General features: G+C 42.3%; 17 protein-coding genes. 9 read left to right on the forward strand and 8 right to left on the reverse strand.

Annotated features, from left to right (window positions below):
- Window positions 1-213: 213 nt before the first annotated feature.
- From cmoM to PluTT01m_RS08545, 5 genes are all read left to right on the forward strand, one after another.
- Window positions 214-993 (forward strand): tRNA uridine 5-oxyacetic acid(34) methyltransferase CmoM, encoded by a 780-nt coding sequence (cmoM, locus tag PluTT01m_RS08525; RefSeq protein WP_011145927.1) that lies wholly within the window; start codon window positions 214-216, stop codon window positions 991-993.
- Window positions 994-1,003: 10 nt separating this feature from the next.
- Window positions 1,004-2,326: a chromosome partition protein MukF gene (gene mukF / locus PluTT01m_RS08530; protein ID WP_011145928.1), complete on the forward strand. Its 1,323-nt coding sequence runs from the start codon at window positions 1,004-1,006 to the stop codon at window positions 2,324-2,326.
- The gene (gene mukE, locus PluTT01m_RS08535; RefSeq protein ID WP_041380024.1) at window positions 2,307-3,029 is read left to right on the forward strand and encodes a chromosome partition protein MukE; all 723 of its coding nucleotides are present in this window, start codon (window positions 2,307-2,309) and stop codon (window positions 3,027-3,029) included. Before mukF ends, mukE begins: the two co-directional genes overlap by 20 nt.
- Complete coding sequence (gene mukB, locus PluTT01m_RS08540; RefSeq protein ID WP_011145930.1) at window positions 3,026-7,474, forward strand: chromosome partition protein MukB; 4,449 nt, start codon at window positions 3,026-3,028, stop codon at window positions 7,472-7,474. The genes mukE and mukB overlap by 4 nt, the downstream gene beginning before the upstream one ends.
- A gap of 307 nt (window positions 7,475-7,781) precedes the next feature.
- Complete coding sequence (locus tag PluTT01m_RS08545; RefSeq protein ID WP_011145931.1) at window positions 7,782-8,465, forward strand: RES family NAD+ phosphorylase; 684 nt, start codon at window positions 7,782-7,784, stop codon at window positions 8,463-8,465.
- A 38-nt stretch (window positions 8,466-8,503) separates the two neighbouring features.
- On the opposite strand, the gene PluTT01m_RS08550 is transcribed toward PluTT01m_RS08545, so the two are convergent.
- Window positions 8,504-9,124: a hypothetical protein gene (locus tag PluTT01m_RS08550; RefSeq protein ID WP_011145932.1), complete on the reverse strand. Its 621-nt coding sequence runs from the start codon at window positions 9,122-9,124 to the stop codon at window positions 8,504-8,506.
- Between the two features lie 243 nt (window positions 9,125-9,367).
- On the opposite strand from PluTT01m_RS08550, the gene PluTT01m_RS08555 reads away from it, so the two are divergent.
- The 3 genes from PluTT01m_RS08555 to PluTT01m_RS08565 all read left to right on the forward strand — a co-directional run bounded on the left by PluTT01m_RS08555 (window position 9,368) and on the right by PluTT01m_RS08565 (window position 10,988).
- Complete coding sequence (locus tag PluTT01m_RS08555) at window positions 9,368-9,607, forward strand: type II toxin-antitoxin system prevent-host-death family antitoxin (protein WP_011145933.1); 240 nt, start codon at window positions 9,368-9,370, stop codon at window positions 9,605-9,607.
- A gap of 146 nt (window positions 9,608-9,753) precedes the next feature.
- Window positions 9,754-10,716, forward strand: a complete 963-nt coding sequence (locus tag PluTT01m_RS08560; protein ID WP_011145934.1) for an Rpn family recombination-promoting nuclease/putative transposase — start codon at window positions 9,754-9,756, stop codon at window positions 10,714-10,716.
- Window positions 10,717-10,760: 44 nt separating this feature from the next.
- Entirely contained in the window at window positions 10,761-10,988 is a 228-nt protein-coding gene (locus tag PluTT01m_RS08565; protein WP_369931527.1) for an Rpn/YhgA-type helix-turn-helix domain-containing protein, read from the forward strand.
- A gap of 121 nt (window positions 10,989-11,109) precedes the next feature.
- Here PluTT01m_RS08565 and PluTT01m_RS08570 read toward each other — a convergent pair whose 3' ends face one another.
- The 4 genes from PluTT01m_RS08570 to PluTT01m_RS27240 all read right to left on the reverse strand — a co-directional run bounded on the left by PluTT01m_RS08570 (window position 11,110) and on the right by PluTT01m_RS27240 (window position 15,415).
- A complete protein-coding gene (locus PluTT01m_RS08570; RefSeq protein ID WP_232507922.1) occupies window positions 11,110-12,066 on the reverse strand; it encodes a fucose-binding lectin II in 957 nt (318 codons plus the stop codon).
- A complete protein-coding gene (locus tag PluTT01m_RS08575) occupies window positions 12,018-12,902 on the reverse strand; it encodes an IS982-like element ISPlu6 family transposase (protein ID WP_011144786.1) in 885 nt (294 codons plus the stop codon). The genes PluTT01m_RS08570 and PluTT01m_RS08575 overlap by 49 nt, the downstream gene beginning before the upstream one ends.
- Before the next feature lie 309 nt (window positions 12,903-13,211).
- On the reverse strand, window positions 13,212-14,009 hold the full coding sequence (locus PluTT01m_RS08585) for a tail fiber protein (protein WP_011145935.1): 798 nt from the start codon (window positions 14,007-14,009) through the stop codon (window positions 13,212-13,214).
- Window positions 14,010-14,527: 518 nt separating this feature from the next.
- On the reverse strand, window positions 14,528-15,415 hold the full coding sequence (locus PluTT01m_RS27240; RefSeq protein WP_011145936.1) for a hypothetical protein: 888 nt from the start codon (window positions 15,413-15,415) through the stop codon (window positions 14,528-14,530).
- Between the two features lie 28 nt (window positions 15,416-15,443).
- On the opposite strand from PluTT01m_RS27240, the gene PluTT01m_RS08595 reads away from it, so the two are divergent.
- Window positions 15,444-15,971 carry a hypothetical protein gene (locus tag PluTT01m_RS08595; RefSeq protein WP_228956787.1) on the forward strand — a complete coding sequence of 176 codons (528 nt, stop codon included), beginning with the start codon at window positions 15,444-15,446 and terminating at the stop codon, window positions 15,969-15,971.
- A gap of 467 nt (window positions 15,972-16,438) precedes the next feature.
- Here PluTT01m_RS08595 and PluTT01m_RS08600 read toward each other — a convergent pair whose 3' ends face one another.
- The 3 genes from PluTT01m_RS08600 to PluTT01m_RS08610 form a co-directional block, all read right to left on the reverse strand.
- Window positions 16,439-17,425: a hypothetical protein gene (locus tag PluTT01m_RS08600; RefSeq protein ID WP_011145938.1), complete on the reverse strand. Its 987-nt coding sequence runs from the start codon at window positions 17,423-17,425 to the stop codon at window positions 16,439-16,441.
- 104 nt (window positions 17,426-17,529) lie between these two features.
- Window positions 17,530-18,432 (reverse strand): Pvc16 family protein, encoded by a 903-nt coding sequence (locus PluTT01m_RS08605; protein WP_011145939.1) that lies wholly within the window; start codon window positions 18,430-18,432, stop codon window positions 17,530-17,532.
- Window positions 18,433-18,455: 23 nt separating this feature from the next.
- Window positions 18,456-20,555 carry an ATP-binding protein gene (locus tag PluTT01m_RS08610; RefSeq protein WP_011145940.1) on the reverse strand — a complete coding sequence of 700 codons (2,100 nt, stop codon included), beginning with the start codon at window positions 20,553-20,555 and terminating at the stop codon, window positions 18,456-18,458.
- Window positions 20,556-20,558: the final 3 nt, after the last annotated feature.

The raw sequence follows: 20,558 nt of genomic DNA on the forward strand, positions 1-20,558 counted from the left end.
ATACCCTATGGATTTCAAGATGGATCGCGGCGGCAAGGGAGCGAATCCCCGGGAGCATAGCGAACTATGTGACTGGGGTGAGTAAGTGCAGCCAACAAAGAGGCAACTTGAAAGATGACGGGTATATCAACGAATGCTGTGCCAAAATAGCATTCAGTATAATGAAATCTCAACAGATAAATCAGATCTATTCCATTAGTGAGGCAGTTTTTCATGCGGGATCGCAATTTCGATGATATTGCAGACAAATTCTCTCGTAATATTTACGGCACAACCAAAGGTAAAATCAGGCAAGCCGTTGTCTGGCAGGATATTAGCGAATTACTGGCTCAATTACCTCAACGTCCACTGCGTATTTTAGATGCGGGTGGTGGAGAGGGAAATATGGCATGCCAATTAGCTGAATTGGGTCATCAAGTGATATTGTGTGATTTATCAGAAGAGATGATCCAGCGAGCAAGGCTGGCCGCAGAAGAGAAAGGGGTCAGCCAAAATATGCAATTTATACAAAGTCCGGTACAAGAAATTAGCCAATATATAGAGCAGCCGGTAGATTTGGTATTATTTCATGCAGTACTGGAATGGATTACCGATCAGAAATATGCAATAGAAGTGCTAATGAATATCATTAATCCGGGTGGCGCTCTATCTTTAATGTTTTACAATGCCAATGGCTTAGTAATGCGCAATGCTATTTTAGGTAATTTTCATTTGGCGACGCCCAATATACAACGCCGCAGAAAACGTTCATTATCGCCTCAGAATCCGTTGGCACCTGAACAGGTATATCAATGGCTTGATGAATTAAATATGACGATTACCGGCAAAACTGGCGTGCGTGTTTTTCACGATTATTTGCAAAATCGCCAATTACAGAACGAAAACTTTCCGGCGTTGCTGGAATTGGAACAGCGTTATTGCCGACAGGAGCCTTATATCAGCTTGGGGCGCTACATTCATGTCATGGCACGCAAGCCCGCTTTAACAGTTTAAAGGACAAATTATGAGTGAATATTCCCAGACTGTCCCGGAACTGGTGTCTTGGGCCAGGAAAAACGATTTTTCCATCTCCTTGCCTGTAGAAAGACTGGCTTTTCTGATGGCAATTGCGGTGTTGAACAGCGAGCGTTTGGATGGCGAAATGAGCGAAAGCGAGCTGGTTGATGCCTTTCGTGAAGTTTGCAAAGGGTTTGAGCAGACCACAGAATCGGTCGCGGTGCGGGCCAACAATGCCATCAATGATATGGTGCGTCAGAAACTTCTTAACCGTTTCACCAGTGAATTGGCCGATAACAATGCAATTTATCGCTTAACCCCGCTTGGGATGGGTATCAGTGACTATTACATTCGTCAGCGGGAATTTTCTACCTTACGTCTTTCGATGCAACTTTCGGTGGTGGCGAGTGAATTGCACCGGGCAGCAGAAGCGGCAGAAGAAGGGGGAGATGAATTTCATTGGCACCGTAATGTTTTTGCGCCGCTGAAATATTCTGTTGCAGAAATTTTCGACAGCATCGACATGTCTCAGCGCGTAATGGACGAGCAGCAAAGCTCGGTTAAGGAAGATATTGCGGCGTTGCTGAATCAAGATTGGCAAGCCGCGATTGCCAACTGTGAGCAACTGTTATCCGAAACATCGGGTACGTTGCGGGAACTCCAGGACACACTGGAAGCGGCTGGAGATAAATTACAGGCTAATTTGCTGCGCATTCAGGAAGCCAATATGGACAGTGGTGGATCAGAACTGGTTGATAAACTGGTATTTGATCTGCAAAGCAAACTGGACCGTATTATCAGTTGGGGTCAGCAGGCGATTGATTTATGGATTGGCTATGATCGTCACGTTCACAAATTTATCCGTACGGCGATTGATATGGATAAAAACCGTATTTTCTCTCAGCGTTTACGTCAATCAGTTCAACACTATTTTGATAACCCGTGGACCCTTACCATTGCTAACGCCGAACGTTTGCTCGATATGCGGGACGAAGAATTAACGTTACGTAATGAAGAGGTGACGGGTGAACTGCCATTAGCACTGGAATATGAAGAATTCAGTGAAATAAACGAACAACTGGCAGAAATGATTGAAAAAGCGCTGTTGATATATCGGCAAGAACAGCGCCCATTGGATTTAGGTGCAGTGTTAAGGGATTACCTTGCTCAGCATCCGCTCTCTCGTCACTTTGATGTGGCGCGTATTTTGGTGGATCAGGCTGTGCGGTTGGGTGTGGCAGAAGCGGATTTCTCTGGGTTGCCAGCGGAATGGTTAGCGATTAATGATTACGGAGCCAAGGTACAGGCACATGTCATCGACACATATTGAACAATTTATGCCAGTTAAACTGGCACAGGCGTTAGCCAATTCACTTTTCCCGGAACTGGATAGCCAACTTCGTGCGGGTCGTCATATCGGGATAGATGATCTTGATAATCATGCTTATCTGATGGATTTTCAGGAGCAATTGGAGGAATTTTACGCCCGCTATAATGTGGAGTTGATCCGTGCGCCAGAAGGTTTCTTCTATCTGCGTCCCCGTTCGACCACATTGATCCCGCGCTCGGTATTATCAGAGCTGGATATGATGGTAGGAAAAATTCTCTGTTATCTCTATCTCAGCCCGGAACGGCTGGCTAATCAGGGGATTTTTACTGCTCAAGAGCTGTACGAAGAGCTGATCTCACTGGCCGATGAGGGCAAGTTGATGAAGTTTGTCAACCAGCGCTCTTCCGGTTCCGATTTGGATAAACAGAAATTGCAGGAAAAAGTGCGCACGACACTGAACCGTCTGCGTCGTCTGGGGATGGTCTATATCCTGCCAAATGACAACAACAAATTTACCATTACTGAGGCGGTATTCCGTTTTGGTGCGGATGTGCGCAGTGGCGACGATCCTCGTGAAGTACAACTGAGGATGATCCGTGACGGTGAGGCAATGCCGATTGAAGGCGGCTTGTCGCTTGATGATAGTGAAAATGATGAAACATCGGATAACTCAGCAGAAGGTACGGGAGATGAACAACCATGATTGAACGCGGTAAATTTCGTTCACTGACGCTGGTTAACTGGAATGGTTTTTTTGCCAGAACATTTGATCTTGATGAATTAGTCACAACCTTATCAGGCGGTAATGGCGCGGGTAAATCTACCACGATGGCGGCTTTTGTCACCGCGCTGATCCCTGATTTAACCTTGTTGCATTTCCGTAACACCACCGAAGCCGGTGCCACTTCCGGTTCTCGTGATAAAGGTTTGCACGGCAAATTGCGGGCGGGGGTCTGTTACTCAACCTTGGATGTGATTAACTCCCGCCATCAGCGGGTGGTGGTCGGGGTGAGATTGCAACAGGTGGCGGGACGTGACCGTAAGGTTGACATCAAACCCTTTATGATCCAAGGCTTGCCAACTGCTATGCAACCTACGCAGCTATTAACTGAAAATGTGGGTGAAAGACAGGCACGTGTATTGCCACTGAATGAACTGAAAGATCGCCTTGATGAAATGGAAGGCGTGCAGTTCAAACAATTTAACTCTATTACCGATTATCATGCGCTGATGTTTGATTTGGGGGTGATACCCAAACGCTTGCGTTCAGCCAGTGACCGTAGTAAATTCTATCGTCTGATCGAAGCTTCCCTGTACGGCGGTATTTCCAGCGCCATTACCCGTTCCCTGCGTGATTACCTGTTGCCGGAAAACAGTGGTGTTCGCAAGGCATTTCAGGATATGGAAGCGGCACTGCGTGAAAACCGTATAACGCTGGAAGCTATCCGGGTAACTCAATCTGATCGCGATCTGTTCAAACACTTGATCACCGAAGCAACTGCTTACGTTTCTGCTGACTATATGCGCCACGCCAATGAGCGGCGTACTTATTTGGATCAAGCACTGGCATTGCGTGGAGAGCTATTTGGTAGCCATAGGCAACTGGCAACCGAACGGTATCGTCATGTCGAAATGGCGCGGGAACTGGAGGAACAGAGTGGAGCTTCTGTTGATTTAGAAGCTGATCATCAGGCCGCCAGTGATCACCTGAATCTGGTGCAGACAGCCATGCGCCAGCAGGAAAAAATTGACCGTTATCAGGGAGATCTGGAAGAACTCTCCTACCGTCTGGAAGAGCAGACTGAGGTTGTTGAAGAAGCAGCGGAACTTCAAGCTGAATATGAAGCCAGAGCGGAAGCGGCAGAACAGGAAGTCGATGAGCTGAAAAGCCAGTTGGCAGATTACCAGCAAGCACTGGATGTTCAGCAAACCCGCGCTATTCAGTATCAACAGGCGTTACAAGCGCTGGAACGTGCTCGTGAGCTTTGTCGGCTACCGGATCTTGCCGCTGATAATGCAGAAGCATGGTTGGAAACTTTTCAGGCTAAAGAGCAACAGGCGACAGAATCCCTGCTGACATTGGAACAGAAATTAAGTGTTGCAGATGCGGCTCATAGCCAGTTTGAGCGGGCATATCAACTGGTTAAAAACATGGTGGGTGAAATCAGCCGCAGTGAAGCGTGGCAGAGTGCTCGTGAATTGCTGCGTGACTGGCCGTCACAGCAACATCTGGCGGATCGGGTGCAACCATTGCGGATGCGATTGGCTGAATTGGAGCAACGCCTGACCAACCAACAAAATGCAGAGTTTTTATTAAACGAATTTTGTAAACGTCAGGGGCAGCAATATCAGGCCGAAGATCTGGAAGGGTTACAGAGTGAACTTGAAGCACGGCAGGAAGCACTAAGCTTAAGCGTTAATGAAAGCGGTGAACGCCGTATGGAGATGCGTCAGGCGCTTGAACAACTGAAACAGAAAATTCAGTCACTGACTGCCCGTGCCCCGGTCTGGCTGGCTGCGCAGGATACCCTGAGCCAACTGTGTGAACAGAATGGTGAAGCGCTGGCGAGCAGTAATGACGTGACGGAATATATGCAGCAGTTGCTTGAACGTGAACGTGAGGCAACGGTAGAGCGAGATGAAGTTGCGGCGCAAAAACGTGAGTTGGAAAAGCAGATCGAGCGCCTCAGTCAACCGAGCGGAGCGGAAGATAGCCGGATGATTGCGCTGGCGGAACGTTTCGGTGGAGTTTTGCTGTCAGAAATTTATGACGACATCACCATTGATGATGCACCGTACTTCTCTGCCTTGTATGGGCCAGCTCGACATGGCATTGTGGTGCCCGATCTTTCCTTAGTACGTTCACATCTTGAAACGCTGGAAGATTGCCCGGAAGATCTTTACTTAATAGAAGGTGATCCACAATCCTTTGATGACAGCGTATTTAATGCCGAAGAGCAGGCAAACGCGGTATTGGTCAAATCGTCTGATCGTCAATGGCGTTATTCCCGTTATCCTGAATTGCCATTGTTTGGTCGTGCCGCCAGAGAAAACCGTCTGGAAGCCTTGAATCTGGAACGAGATACCTTGGCAGAGCGTTATGCCACGCTATCTTTTGATGTGCAGAAAATTCAGCGTGCGCATCAGGCATTCAGCCAGTTTGTGGGTAAACACCTCTCTGTGGCATTTGATACCGATCCGGAAGCGGAAATCCGTGAACTAAGGCAGCGTCACACGGAACTGGAACGTGAACTATCCCGGTTTGAAGAGCAGACCCAACAACAGCGTCAGCAATATACTCAGGCTAAAGAGAGCCTGACGACATTAAATCGCCTGATCCCTCAAGTTACGCTATTGCTGGATGAAACCTTAATCGATCGCGTAGAAGAAATACGTGAAGAGCTGGATGAAGCGCAGGAAGCAGCTCGTTTCCTGCAACAACATGGCTCGGCACTGGCGAAATTGGAGCCGATGGTTGCGGTTCTGCAAAGCGATCCACAGCAGCATGAACAGTTGCAACAGGACTATGAAACAGCCAAACAGAGTCAGCATCAGGCTAAACAACAGGCTTTTGCGCTGGTGGAAGTGGTGCAGCGCCGTGCGCATTTTAGCTACAGCGATTCTGCCGGTATGCTCAGTGAAAATGCGGATCTGAATGATAAACTGCGTCAGCGTCTGGAACATGCAGAATCGGACCGCAGTCGCGCCCGCGAACAATTGCGTCAACAGCAAGCGCAGTATTCCCAATTTAACCAAGTGCTGGCATCGCTAAAAAGCTCTTACGAAACCAAACAGGATATGCTGAAAGAGTTGCACCAAGAGATGAAAGAGATTGGTGTGCGGGCGGATGCCAATGCAGAAATGCGCGCCCGCGAGCGTCGTGATCAACTGCATGAGGCACTTAGCGCTAACCGTTCCAGAGTCAACCAACTTGAGAAACAGATCGCCTTTTGCGAAGCGGAAATGGATAGCTTGCAGAAAAAACTGCGTAAGCTGGAACGTGATTACTATCAAATCCGTGAACAGGTGGTTTCTGCCAAAGCGGGTTGGTGTGCGGTGATGCGCATGGTGAAAGACAATGGCGTTGAGCGTCGTCTGCATCGCCGTGAACTGGCGTATATGGAGGGTGGCGCGTTACGTTCCATGTCGGATAAGGCACTGGGTGCGTTGCGTCTGGCGGTGTCCGATAACGAGCATCTACGCGATGCGCTGCGTTTATCCGAAGATCCAAAACGCCCTGAACGTAAGATTCAATTCTTCATTGCGGTTTATCAGCATCTACGTGAACGTATTCGTCAGGATATTATCCGCACTGACGATCCGGTTGATGCCATTGAACAGATGGAAATTGAACTGGCCCGTCTGACGGAAGAGCTGACCGCTCGCGAGCAGAAATTGGCTATCAGTTCGAAGAGTGTGGCGAATATTATCCGCAAAACCATTCAGCGCGAGCAGAACCGTATCCGCATGCTAAACCAAGGGCTGCAAGCTGTTTCCTTCGGACAGGTTCGTGGTGTGAGGTTGAATGTCAATGTGCGTGAAAGCCACGCACTATTGCTGGATGTACTTTCTGAACAGCAAGAACAGCATCAGGATCTCTTTAACAGCCAGCGATTAACCTTCTCGGAAGCAATGGCAAAACTTTATCAGCGTCTGAATCCGCAAGTGGATATGGGACAGCGCTTGCCGCAAACCATTGGTGAAGAGTTGTTGGATTACCGTAACTACTTGGAACTGGACGTTGAAGTTAACCGTGGATCGGATGGCTGGTTAAAAGCGGAGAGTGGTGCGCTATCGACAGGTGAAGCGATCGGTACCGGCATGTCGATTTTGGTGATGGTGGTGCAGAGTTGGGAAGAAGAATCCCGCCGTTTGCGTGGTAAAGATATTTCCCCTTGTCGATTGTTATTCCTTGATGAAGCGGCGCGTTTGGATGCTAAATCTATCGCTACTTTGTTTGAATTATGTGAGCGTCTGCAAATGCAGTTAATTATCGCCGCCCCGGAAAATATCAGCCCTGAAAAAGGGACCACCTATAAACTGGTGCGTAAGGTATTTAAAAACCACGAACATGTGCATGTGGTAGGGTTGCGAGGATTTGGACAGGATGTACCGGCAACCCAATTGATTTCAGATGCTACCGCTTAATTAAATGGATGCTTTACGGTAATTGTAAGTAGGGAAAATAAAGAGAGTGCGCCACGGATGGCGCAATGGATATTTAGCTTGAGGTTGTACCGTTATTTTTTGCTTATTAGATTCGGTATTATTAATACGAGAAATGTAGTGGTCTAATAAACCCCAAAAAATCAATCAATTTAAAACCACCTTAATTGTCGTATAATTATCGAGCCAATCACGGTATAGCGGTGTCAGTGGGCAAGCACACGGCACCATTTCAAAAAAACATTAAGGAAAAGCCTATGGCGAAACTTATTTATGGGGGTACCTCACAATGCAAACAAAGGAGACTTCTCTTTCAAAGTTTGACTATCCAAATTTAGATCAAGAAATTACGGCAATCTTTGAAGATGATTCATTACCGACGCATTCACCTGGTAATGGGGACTTAAAACGCTGGCAGAGGAAAGAATGGCCATCGGCTATAAATTTCTCCACTGGTGACGGTCGATATAACGCTCCTGATGATACTTTTGGTGTTTGCTACATGGCAGACAAGGCCGTTTCAGCGCTTGCTGAAAGTTTTGGGCACCTGATACATAAAGATGGGCGGAAATTCGTTGAGGAGTCTGTTATTGAAAACTCACGAATGTGTCTGATTCGCCCACTCCGGCCACTCGTTTTTGTCGATGTGGGGAAACTTCTGGGAATGCTGCACATTACGTTAGACGTCTCAGTCGGAGATGACTACACGGTGACACAGAGAGTAATTGCGTGCCTCTACAAGCTCGCCAGAGATAAGTTTGACGGTGTTTGTTACTTATCGAGGCATTTTCCTTCCACTGATTTCTGCTATGCAGTCTGGGAATCGGATGAAGAAAGGTTTGAAGATGTAGGAATGAAGAATCTCGCGGAATACCACGATTCAGAATACATGCCATCGAACTGGAAATACTCCAGCATCACGGCTGAAGAACTGCTCGAAGACGTGCTTCGATTCAAGGTTGTCCCGCTTTAAGTTTGTACTAGGCGTGTCCTTTTCGAAAGGACACGCTTTTAACTGGCGATCTGTTCGCCCATCTGTTTCGCTGCACGAAGCATTTTTGAAACATCATCAATGCTGCTATCTTCTTTCATGATCTCGATAGGGGTTTTCCCTTTACCGTTCTTGTCGCTCAAGGGGGTAGTCAAAAACGATATTCTGGAAATAGGCCCGATATCATTGCTCATTGTTTTCATGACGTCTTCAAAGTGAGGTAACAGTCCCCCCTCTTTGAATTGAAAGAGCGGGAAGACATGATCACTATTCTTCTTGAAAGCGAGCAGCTTATTTCCCTTCACTCGCAAATTAACGGCCTGACGCGTGATACCGAGAATATCAGCAACATCTACTGCTTTAATTACGCCACCCATGCGCTCAATTTCCTTATAAAAATTGGACAGGTTCTCAGCGCGACGCTTTAGTTTGCGGAGTTCGCGATCGGGAGTCCTGGCACTCTTTTCAAGTACGGTTGAGTACAGCAGCCCAAAAAGTTCGCTATCCGGAAGAACAAGAGCATTGCTGGCCTTCGCCTTTTCAGCAAACTCAGGCATCAATGAGCCGAATATTATGTCAAAGCGTTTTTGCAGTAACACCTGTAGCTCATTCAAATTACGTTGTTTGGTTGCGGTGTTCATAAAACCTCCTATTTCTTGACCATTATTTTATTATTTTAACTAGAATTGGTCAAGTAACATAGTGCAAATCAAAGGTGATTTGCAATCAGATAAAGCTATCAACTTTTACATATGGGCGGATAGGGATCGTGCGAATAAAGAGATTGGGCCACGGATAGCACATATAGATGTTTAGCTTGATATTATACTATTTTGTCATACAATCTTTGTACGATATTTATACTACGGTGGAAAAGGCATATTATGCGGAAGACAATATATAGCGTTGCAAAGGGAAATCTTGCTTCGATAATGGATCAAGTTGTTCAGGATTGTACACCAATATTGATTACCAGACAAAACGGCGGTGATTGCGTTATTATTTCAAGTGCAGAATATGCAAGCCTTGAAGAAACTGCTTATTTACTACGTTCATCCGCTAATGCAAAACATTTACTTAAATCATTGGAGCAGGTAAATAGCGGAAATTTGCAGGAAAGGTAACTAACCTGAACTTCGCTTAAGAAGGAAATTAAAGTATCTGAGATACGATCAAAGTTTTTGTCAAAGAAAATTCAAGACATCTCAGTCCTCTTGGTTTCTTGCTTAATATTCCTTCAATATAAAAGAAAGTATGCTACCATTCACCGATGAAGAGAAAAAATACACCAACGCCACATGACGCTGTTTTTAAACAGTTTTTAAGTCATATTGATACTGCCAGAGACTTTTTGGAGATACATTTGCCTGCGACATTACGGGCAGTTTGTGATCTGGATACACTGCGGTTGGAATCAGGGTCGTTTATTGAAGACAATCTGCGGGCGCATTATTCCGACATTTTGTATTCATTGAAAACGGCTCAGGGTGACGGTTATGTGTATTGTGTGATCGAGCACCAAAGTTCCCCGGACAAAATGATGGCATTTCGATTAATGCGCTACGGTATTTCAGCCATGCAACGGCATCTGGAGCAGGGACATGAAAAATTGCCGCTGGTCATTCCGGTGTTGTTCTATCACGGTAAAATACAGCCGTATCCTTGGAGTACCAATTGGCTCGACTGTTTCGATGATCCGGCCCTGGCGGAGGAAATCTATTCCAATAAATTCCCGCTGGTAGATGTGACGGTAATCCCGGATGATGAAATCTTGACGCACAAACGGGTCGCGCTACTGGAAATGGTGCAAAAGCATATCCGGCAGCGAGATATGGCAGAGCTGCTGCAAGAGTTGGTTATACTGCTGACGTATGATTACTATACGGATGAACAGCTAAAAAGCGTGCTAAACTACTTATTACAGGTGGGAGATACCGCCGATCCAGAGGGTTTTATTCGGCGACTGGCAGAACAGTCCCCGAGGTATGAGGAGGTACTGGTGACAATAGCACAAAGATTGGAACATAAAGCACGTCAAGAAGGACGTCAAGAAGGACGTCAGGAAGGACGTCAAGAAGGGCGTCAAGAAGGGCGTCAGGAAGGGCGTCAGGAAGGACGTCAAGAAGCAACGTTAAAAATTGCTCATGCATTGCTGAACAGCGGAATCGATTGTGAAACAGTGATGAAAACCACCGGTCTGAGCCAGAACGAACTGGAGCAAATACGCCACTAACTCGTCTTGAGAGTCCTCAATCAGCATTCAACGATCCGTGTGAGATGAGGATCTTACGGCGACTGGCAGAACAGTCCCCGAGGTATGAGGAGGTACTGATGACAATAGCACAAAGATTGGAACATAAAGCACGTCAAGAAGGACGTCAAGAAGGACGTCAAGAAGGGCGTCAAGAAGCAACGTTAAAAATTGCTCATGCATTGCTGAACAGCGGAATCGATTGTGAAACAGTGATGAAAACCACCGGTCTGAGCCAGAGTGAGCTTGAATAAATGTCCGGCAAAATTACTGTATTTCTTCCAAATACTACTATTTATTTTACGGTAGTCATATGAGTAGGAAAAAAAGCGCCACGGAGGGCGCAATAATTATTCGAAACCGAGTATTTTTAGTTTATGTCAGAGGCCAATTCAAGAACACCACGCTATCATTGTAATGACTATTGGTACCATTTTCAGCGCTGATAATAGCTGTTCCCGGTTTTCCATCAAATATATTATCGAAATAACGTAGCTTACATGGTTTGCCATCCCCTTCAATCTCAATACAGATTTTGCCTGTACCTGATGTGTAGGCTTTAGTCGCCATTAAATTATTTTGCCCTTTACCGGTTAATGTATCTACCAGAAGATCGTCAATATATACTTTTACAGTTTGCGAAATATTTGTATTAGCGTAGGCTATCAAACCAAATCTAATACTTTGAGGTAACTGGAAACAATATTTACCCGTGTCATTAGTACCACATGTTCCATTACAGACTTTACTATTGCCTCCACTATTGTCTCGGTTGCTGCCTAATAAATCAGTATCGACCGATACCGCCGCTTGAATATTTTTGAAGGCTAATCCTCTCCAACCCTCATTATCGCTGGAGATGATGATTGGCCCGGCATCAAGTGCATTCAAATTTGGGTCGAACCGAATAAAAGAATCCCCTTTGAAAAAATAAATAAAATTTCCATCGATATCTGGCCATGAAATAATGGCATCCAGATTGCTACTAAATGCTGCATATTTCCCGGTCATTCCCCACCGGTCTGAAATAGTATTCATCTTAATTGTGTGTGAATCGATGGTGTAATCTACACAATATTTTCCTTTGAAAAAACAAACGGTGTTGGTGGTCAATTCTATAGCTGCATCTATTCCATTTTCAAATTCTGTTCCTTCTAACCCAGGCCAGCCATCCACAATGAAATTTGGCCTATCAACGACCTCTGCTTTCGCGATATCAAATTTAAGATACAGTGAACCTTTGAAAAAATATAAAAAACCATTTAAATTAACCCGAATTCTGCTTAATCCGTCATTGAAAAATCGTCTTCTGAGTAGAAAACTTTCAGTGATGGCTTCTTCAATTTAAGGCAGTAAGCAATCAATCCACCTAAAACGCACAACAGAAAGCCTTTTATACTTCGGTGGCGGGAATGCTCTATTTGAGAAAGAGTTTTTAATTGCCCATTAATCGTTTCAATGATAAAACGCTTTTTTAACATTATCTTATCCCACTCAGCTTGCATACTCGCTTTCATGTTACGCCGTTTTTTCGTGATGAAAGTGACATCGGTTTTAGCTAAATCGTCCGCCAATTCCTGGCTGAGGTAACCTTTGTCACCGTAAAGAGAACCCGTTAATTCTTTTGATAATTCACGAACAGGTTCCCGATCATCCACATTACCCGGAGTCACTTTAAGCGCGAGAATTTCACCCTGATGATTGACAACCAGGTGTAATTTGAAACCGTAAAACCAGCCCATTGAATTTTTTCCGCGCTTTGCTATCCCCGCAAAGACCTTATGTCGAGGGATGCGAATGTTATGGCAGACACTCAAACGGGTGGAATCAATAAAAGCAATGCCTGTGGGTTTCCCTTTTAATTGAGTCAGATAGCTGCATAATGGCACCAAAACGGAAGGAGCCACACTGACAAAACGAGGATAGCTAAGCAAGGTTGGAAAATCCTTATGGTGATATTTCCAAATATGTTCTAGATAAAAATGTTTAAAATCACGGTAATGCGACATATGAAAAAGGATCAAAATGGTCATGATTTCACTGGGATACATATGACCTTGTCGGCGGCGTAAACGATGCCCGCTATCGAGACAAAATTGTTCCCATTGAGGGATGAAAAAACGGCAAAAATCATCGACATCACAGAAAATTTCAACTAAGTTGTCCATAGCCTGTTCCCCCCTCGGAGCTGTTTTTGGTGCACACCAAAACTTTGCTCCTGGAACAGGCTTCTCGTCAATTTCTTATCCAGAATTCGGGTTAAATTAATAATATCGTCAATATATCTTTGGAACCCGGCAAGCAGGTTGGGCCAATCTTTACTGATGGGTTGGGGGTAGCCAATGTATGTATTTAAACATTGATTATTAAATCTAATGTTTTCTTCATTTAGGAAGAAATAACTAGATATATTCATTGCTATATATCCTTTGTGGTTAGAAAGTGATAAATGATTTAAATATTTTGGTGCAACGGAATTAAAGTTTCATAATAAAAGCCAGTAAATAATAAGGTGGAATGATATCAATACTATGATTATGTGATGGGGACGATGCTGTAGCCGGGTGATTATGTCCTTGTCCTCCTCCTGTGTTTGATGTATTGGCATAGCAATTAAGTCCGGATGAAGGTTTCATCCATATTGAGCTATCTGGTATATCATTTATTTGGCATTCGGTTTGGGTAGCACTAACAGCATCATATTTATTTCCAAAGCAAGAATAATAAGGCATACCTCCAATATGTTTATGACTGGGTATTTGTGATTCTGTTAATATTGTATTTTCCACAGTAACATTTACCGAAACCACAGTTAATGTTGTATCTATGGAAAAGTTTTTTCCATTCCCTCTCCCACTGGCTTTATTACTGCTTTTCCCTGTCTCAGAAATAGTTTCACCACACATGACAAAACGACTTCTTAAATCTGGGGTTCCATTATTGCCATCACAAAAAGCCCAGCCCGTAGGGGCATCTCTACCGGAGAACATCATAATCATTCCTTTTGGCAATACATTATTGGGATCAATACTGATGCCGCTACTGTCTACCTTAATACCATTACCCACTTTAATTTTTACACCTAATCCATCTTTATCTGCTGTTAAGCCGCCGTCAGGGTTAATTTTTATTGCTTGTGTATAGTCATCACCCGGTTTTAGCGCTGAATTTGGCTTATCAGTTTGACAGGGCGTTTTACCAACTTCATGGCGATCCATAGTATTGATATTCTCTGTATTGGATTCTGAAGTGGACCGGTTATATTTTTTCTCCATCTTTATCACCTTGTATATAATGTTGGGTTGTTTTATTTAACAATGAAATTGATGATTTTTCCTTTGTTTACTATTTGTATTTAAAATATAAAAATGTTTATTGCTTTGTTTTCGTTAGTTTTTATTGAAGGATATATCTACTGCAATAACATGATTTATAGATGTTATTATTTATATTTGAAAATTTAATTCAATGGTTATTTAAATAAGTTTACATGAAAAAACAATTATTGGAGGTGGATTTTTAGACTCAACATCAATTGATAGCAGAGATTGTTAGTTGATGCTGATTTTTCTGGTCGTTCAATTTTAAGTATGACAAGTCGGGGATAATGAATAGGGTTATTTTTATTGCTTGGGATCAGTGGATTGGCTTTATTTTTAATGCTGGCCTTTTGCGACACCCTCTTTAGGATGAGGAAGATGTCAAAGTGGAGTTCTGTTTCATCACGAAGAGTGAAGGTGGATTACAGTAAGCTCAGTATGAAAAATAGAGCTTACAGTAATCCAATAATCGTTTATGGATTAATAACTTGATCTTTAATATTAAATTTGAATAATGCATCCTCATTTAAAGTTCTTGGTAGTAGCATTTTAACAATAGGCAAAAATTTACCTGTTGCGTTTTTATAATCACGCTGATCTTTTTGGGCATCAGCTAAACCTGAATTTTCTGAATAAAAAAGGGCTTCAATAGGTAATTTATTAGGATCACTTTCTTCCCAGGTTGAAATTCTGATTTCATTCTGTTTTGGTGGAGTATTAGGAGTACGTGGAAGTTTTTTGATACTTTCTAACATTTGATAGAAAGCTATAGCCGGATTATTGACATCTTTAGTAACATTAAATCCACATTGAAAAAAATCTTGAGAGTTTACTTTCCTATAATTTTTTATCCAATCATCGGAATTCGTCACATTTTGTTCTTGGCAAGATTTACCTTTATCTTTCGCCTTAGTAATATTTTCACCACAACCTTGATTCGCCCTCTCATTTGTATAGCCATCAATAGGAAATGCACACAATACAGAAAAGTCGACTCTATCTTCAGGTGCGATATGTTCAGGGAAAATAATAAATCCATTTTTATATCCATAAGCTAAGCGTTTAAACTTAGCGTCTTTCCTTAAATATGAAAAAGAGACACCACCACTTTTTATAGATGATGGGCTAGGTTGCCAAAATTTATAATCATTTGAATGTATAGTGCCCCGTAATATAACGCCAGAGCAAAGAAAAGCAGGTGATTGAGTATCACCTGCTTTTCTTTGTTCTGGAGTTTTGATGAGAGGGACTCGGCCTGGATTTAAATTTTGGAAGTTAAATCCATCTTCTATAAAAAATAATGGAGTTTCTTTTTCATATTTAAGAAAAGATGCTAAATTTGGCAATACATTTGCTAGCATTAATGGTTTTATTCTTTTTCCTGAACAGATGGCCCCTGAAGATAAGGTTAAAGTTCCTGTATTATGCTCCTATGTTCTTGATGCCAATACTTGGGCGCGTCAGGGAAATTACTGTGGTGCACCGCCTAAACCTTCAGATGGGAAATCATGCCAAGATTTTGGTGTTTTCACCGCTCATCAATTAAATAAAGCGATTGCAAGAAAATCGGCAGGGGGAATCTGTGCATTTGATGTTAGACCGACGGCCAAAAATCCAGCAGATGCTTTTTATCAAACATTGCTTGCAATGCCTTATCATGGTAATGGTTTAAATTATAATGAGATAGTCGTTCAACCTTGGGATGAGAATAAGCCACAAACAATACCTATTGAAGCCCTTTTTTATTCAGAAAATCCAGGTTTAGTTAATGCACAAAAAGATCAACGTGATTATAAAGATGCGACAGGTAAATTTTTACCTATTGTTCAAATTAAATTACCTAAAGGTATAAATGTAAAACAGGCAACAGATGCTGTATTTACATTTAACCCTAAAGATCAAGTTGTGAGTCAGTAGTATAATATCTTAGTTATATACCCTATGGATCTCAGATCCATCGCGACAGCAAGGGCGTGAATCCCCGGGAGCATAGGTAACTCTGTGACCGGGGTGAGAGAGTGCAGCCAACAAAGAGGCAACTTGAAAGATGACGGGTATATATTATTTTCTGTATAGCGCTTGTTTATCAGGTTTATTTTAGGTGAATTTTAAAGGTAACTTATTGTTGGAAATGGTAAAAGAGGGGGAAAAATTGCTGGCGGGATTATTTTTACTGGCAACAGAATGATAATATACCCAATAGATTTCAAGATGGATCGCGATGGCAAGGGAGCGAATCCCTGGGGGCATAGCAAATTATGTGACCGGGGTAAGAGAGTGCAGCCAACAAAGAGGCAACTTGAAAGATAACAGGTATAAGCTCGTTAAGAGGATTAACGAGCTTAACTCTGTGGTATTGGTAAATCTGAGTTAATACAGATTAATTATTCATTTCGACTTCTTGAAGAAACTTTCAATGTTTGTTTATTGATGCTATTAATTCTATTTTCTATTTCATTTTTTGTCTTTGCTAATGTATTCAAGGTTAATTTTTCTCTCTTTATTTTAGAAGAAAATCCAGAAAGACCCATTGCATTATCGCCATAATTCTTACGCATAAATGCAACGGCATCAGAATGGCTTTCCTTAAGAACTTCACGGATACTATTGGTGAAATCTAATATATGTCTGGCTTTATCGTCACTCAATCCTTCTAATGCCCTATGATGTGATACAGCCAGCTCAGCAAATTTATAGGCAGGAAATTTTATTGGTGAGGTGACTGTTCCTACAAGTTTCGATGTTAATGAACTGCCCGCCGTGACTTTTAAGTTGTCTTTGTTGACGTTTTTTTTGATTGCTTTAATGATCGGGTTTTTATCGTAATTATTGATATCAAGTATCATGTTTCTTGTTTTAGGGTAAGGATGAGCGATTTCAAGCTTCTTACTTAATTTACTCATAGCGGTGTCATTAAGGTAATTTAATCCGGTTCCGGCTAATGCACCAATACCCGCGCCAGCTATAGTGCCAACACCCGGTGCTATCGCGCTCCCTATGGCTCCTCCAATAGCGCCGCCGGCTATACTGCTTCCGGTATTTAATAGAGATTGCAGTGCAGTAACACCCATATTTTTGGCTACGTTAGTTCCGGCAGATTCAGGCGAATCCATTGATTTTAAGGTCCAGTCCAATTGTTTTAAATGAGATTCAACGACAACCATCCATTTGTAATATTCGGAAATGTTTTCTTTCCAAAATGAATAATCCTGGATTTGACTTAAACTGGTAGAGCTATTTACCAGCATGCTATTTAAATCCAATCCGATGCCTAATGGGGAATCTTGTAGATCATGTTCATTATTCGCCCCTGATTTCATTAGAGGATTTTTTCCTTGATGAGTATTTTCACTGTATTTTTTGTTTGGCATATTATCACCTTTATTGAATATCTAATGTATGGAAATTGAATGTTTAATGTATGGAAATGATTGTGATATAGTGCGTTTTACCTATCACAATAGGCTGGATAATGCTAAATTCCAATTAATTTATCAGCATTTTCTTCAACAATAATAATACCTATGCCGTTTATCTTAATTATGGCACTCTGACTATTTTTCCAGGTTGAGAGAATATCTTTTATTTTAGGTAAATAGGTTGAAAGGGTCATGCCGGAGACTTCAAGAACAACATTTTCATTTTCCTGATTATAATTATTATCTGTTGTTGGTTCGGTGATCAGATTAACTTTAGCCAGCGCAAGGCGAATATCTTCGGTGCCACCTAAATCGGTACACAATTTATCTGCCAGAGCTTGATTGATTTGTGAATTATCCAGGTTTGGCTTCTGATCCACAGAAGCGGAAATTTGGCTAATTGGTGTAATATCTTCTTTAATATCTTGGAGTTTCATGGGTGCGGTAATGGAATATAATAAAGAGAGGCGTGGGCGATTGCCAAGCGCTTGCCAAAAGTTACCCAAACTATTTAAATTTTCCTGTTGTGGAATAACCCGGGTATAGGCGCCGGGAATGCCGGTTAATTGACGATTATTTATCAAGGCATTTAAAACCCGTGTCATGACTTGTGCGGCTTGATTATTAGGTTGACTGTCTGGACTGGAGCTGTCGCTCGATGGTTTATTCGCATCCCAGTAAGTAATTAAATAGTTACAATTGATATTTACCCAGCCGGGTAATAATGAACGGGTTGCTGGATTATAACGTCTTGGTTCAGCAGAGCGTAATTGTAAATCTTCATGTATATTGTAAAGAAATACGCTTACTGTCGGTTCCGGTTGAATGGAGTTAATTTCGGGTAGATCAAAGCGGATATCAATTTTATTGCCATTAATATTTAAATACTGGGATAAAATAGTATTTAATGCTTGGTTAATTTCAATAATAGCATTGTCAGAAGCAATTATCGTTGTCATGTTGACTCCAATCTTGTTAGGTTTTAAAAAATTAGCCGGCCAGTTTTGTTTAATTCGAGAGTAACCGCTCGATCTATATGTTTGTTTTCGATTTGTTCGCAATGATCATTTTTCGCTAACATTGATGCTAATAAAGCAATATTTCTGATATTAGCACCGGTTAAATCAGTGCGTTTAACCAGATGTTCAAGATCAAGTTCATCAGATAATTGCAATTGTTCAGGCCAGATTGTTTGCCACATTTTTTTACGTAATATTTCGTCGGGATAAGTAAAGCGAGTAATAAAGGTAAAACGACGATTAAATGCGCTGTCTAAATGGCTGCGATTATTGGTGGCTAAAATGACTAATCCCGGATAATTTTCCAGTCGTTGTAATAGGTAAGAAACTTCAATATTAGCGTGTCTGTCTTGGGCGTCTTTGGTTTCACTACGCTTGCCAAATAGCGCATCGGCTTCATCGAAAAATAGTACGCCGGAATCTGCTTCGGCCAGATCGAAAATACGGGAGATATTTTTTTCTGTCTCACCAATATATTTATTCACCACGCTAGAGAGATCGACTTTAACCAGATCAACGCCAAGATGCCCGGCAATCACTTCGGCGGCCATGGTTTTGCCGGTCCCGGATTCGCCATAAAATAGCGCACTAATACCGGTACCATAACCGATTTTTTCCTGAAAGCCAGCACTAAGAATTTGGTCACGATAATGAATGGCGGCAATAATTTCTTTTAATTGTTGTGTTAATGCATCTGAAATGACTAAATCATTAAAGCGGCGTTTGGGGGTGATTCGCTGAGCTAATTTATCGAAATTTTGTTGAGCACGGAAACTTAATGCTTTACGCAGATCAGTTTCTTCCAATTGACCTGCTGGTTGTCGGAGTATTTGGTATTGATGTGCTTCTTTAAGAATGAGCGGTAATGTTTCTGCGGTGAATGAAAAACGTTGGCATAATTGAGGGATATTTATTTTCTGAACGATATTATCCGGTAAACTGGCTTCCAGCATGGTTTTTTTGTCTGCCAGAGTAGCAGCGGGCATATCAATTTGTACCATTGGCAGATGTTTAATCCAGATTAATGAGTCTTGTGGTTCTGCCAGACAAACCACGCGTAATTTGGGTTGATTTAGTAAAGTGGATAATTCGTTATTTAATATTTTCTTTTTCTCTGTGAATAAAGAAAAGTTGCGAATTAATAAACAGCCATCATATAACCGGGTTTCCCGCACGGCATCCGTCAGTAAGTTAGTTATTACCGTTATATTGTCTTCGTCGGGCAGGCGGGCTAAATCAAGAGTTAAAGTCCTTATGTTATGAGATGCCATAATATGGCTTACCGCTAATTCCCTGGCGCTGTCCTGTTTTCCTCTAAGTATCACCAATGGACGTATTTCGTCGGTTTGATTCAATAATATTTTTTCGAATGAATGATAAAGGGCTTGAGGATACCAACGATGTGAGGCAGGAGAATGCCAATAAGCACAGGTTATTAGCGGTGGTAGAATGACCTGCTGGCCTGATAGAAAATGCCAGACCGCGTTGTGAGTTAAAAATTGCGTCTGTAGCCAGATAGATTCTTCGTGATTATTGAGCCGTAATAGTTGATGACTGATTAATGGTGTTTGCGGTAAGAAACTGTTTTGCAGTAATTGTCGATCACTTTGGCGTTGGCTGAATAGGTTAATTGCTAAAGCAAAAGTAGGCCACTGTTTTCTACTGCTACCGTGCAGAGCAGCAAATAGCGCATGATAGCGGCTGTCAAAATGGGGTAATAAACCTAATAGTAAGGCATCTCGCTCAAATTCAGTCAGTTCAAAACGATCAACTAATATTGACAATAGATCAATTGATAATGGATCAATAGTTGGGCTTTTTTCTGTTTCTGGCGGAATAACAATATTATTTGGTTTAGTTAGCCAATGGGGAATGCCCTGTGGTTTTTTCAAGCGCTGATCTAATTCATCTTCGGTAAGTAAAAAACTTTCCGGTAAGGAATCGTATTTGTCACTCTTTTGGTAATAATAATGCTGTAACCGCAGATCAATACGTTCCAAATGGGGATAAATCCAATGTGATTCTGCCACTATATGGTGGTTATGGGTAGGTAGGTAATCCATATA

Source organism: Photorhabdus laumondii subsp. laumondii, from assembly GCF_003343245.1.
GTDB classification, from domain to species: Bacteria; Pseudomonadota; Gammaproteobacteria; order Enterobacterales; family Enterobacteriaceae; genus Photorhabdus; species Photorhabdus laumondii.

What these genes read in the sequence shown, in the direction of transcription:
- cmoM (WP_011145927.1), top strand. Translation starts at nt 214, where the DNA reads ATGCGGGATCGCAATTTCGATGATATTGCAGACAAATTCTCTCGTAAT.
- mukF (WP_011145928.1), top strand. Translation starts at nt 1,004, where the DNA reads ATGAGTGAATATTCCCAGACTGTCCCGGAACTGGTGTCTTGGGCCAGG.
- mukE (WP_041380024.1), top strand. Translation starts at nt 2,307, where the DNA reads ATGTCATCGACACATATTGAACAATTTATGCCAGTTAAACTGGCACAG.
- mukB (WP_011145930.1), top strand. Translation starts at nt 3,026, where the DNA reads ATGATTGAACGCGGTAAATTTCGTTCACTGACGCTGGTTAACTGGAAT.
- PluTT01m_RS08545 (WP_011145931.1), top strand. Translation starts at nt 7,782, where the DNA reads ATGCAAACAAAGGAGACTTCTCTTTCAAAGTTTGACTATCCAAATTTA.
- PluTT01m_RS08550 (WP_011145932.1), bottom strand. Translation starts at nt 9,124, where the DNA reads ATGAACACCGCAACCAAACAACGTAATTTGAATGAGCTACAGGTGTTA.
- PluTT01m_RS08555 (WP_011145933.1), top strand. Translation starts at nt 9,368, where the DNA reads ATGCGGAAGACAATATATAGCGTTGCAAAGGGAAATCTTGCTTCGATA.
- PluTT01m_RS08560 (WP_011145934.1), top strand. Translation starts at nt 9,754, where the DNA reads ATGAAGAGAAAAAATACACCAACGCCACATGACGCTGTTTTTAAACAG.
- PluTT01m_RS08565 (WP_369931527.1), top strand. Translation starts at nt 10,761, where the DNA reads ATGAGGATCTTACGGCGACTGGCAGAACAGTCCCCGAGGTATGAGGAG.
- PluTT01m_RS08575 (WP_011144786.1), bottom strand. Translation starts at nt 12,902, where the DNA reads ATGGACAACTTAGTTGAAATTTTCTGTGATGTCGATGATTTTTGCCGT.
- PluTT01m_RS08585 (WP_011145935.1), bottom strand. Translation starts at nt 14,009, where the DNA reads ATGGAGAAAAAATATAACCGGTCCACTTCAGAATCCAATACAGAGAAT.
- PluTT01m_RS27240 (WP_011145936.1), bottom strand. Translation starts at nt 15,415, where the DNA reads ATGCTAGCAAATGTATTGCCAAATTTAGCATCTTTTCTTAAATATGAA.
- PluTT01m_RS08595 (WP_228956787.1), top strand. Translation starts at nt 15,444, where the DNA reads ATGGCCCCTGAAGATAAGGTTAAAGTTCCTGTATTATGCTCCTATGTT.
- PluTT01m_RS08600 (WP_011145938.1), bottom strand. Translation starts at nt 17,425, where the DNA reads ATGCCAAACAAAAAATACAGTGAAAATACTCATCAAGGAAAAAATCCT.
- PluTT01m_RS08605 (WP_011145939.1), bottom strand. Translation starts at nt 18,432, where the DNA reads ATGACAACGATAATTGCTTCTGACAATGCTATTATTGAAATTAACCAA.
- PluTT01m_RS08610 (WP_011145940.1), bottom strand. Translation starts at nt 20,555, where the DNA reads ATGGATTACCTACCTACCCATAACCACCATATAGTGGCAGAATCACAT.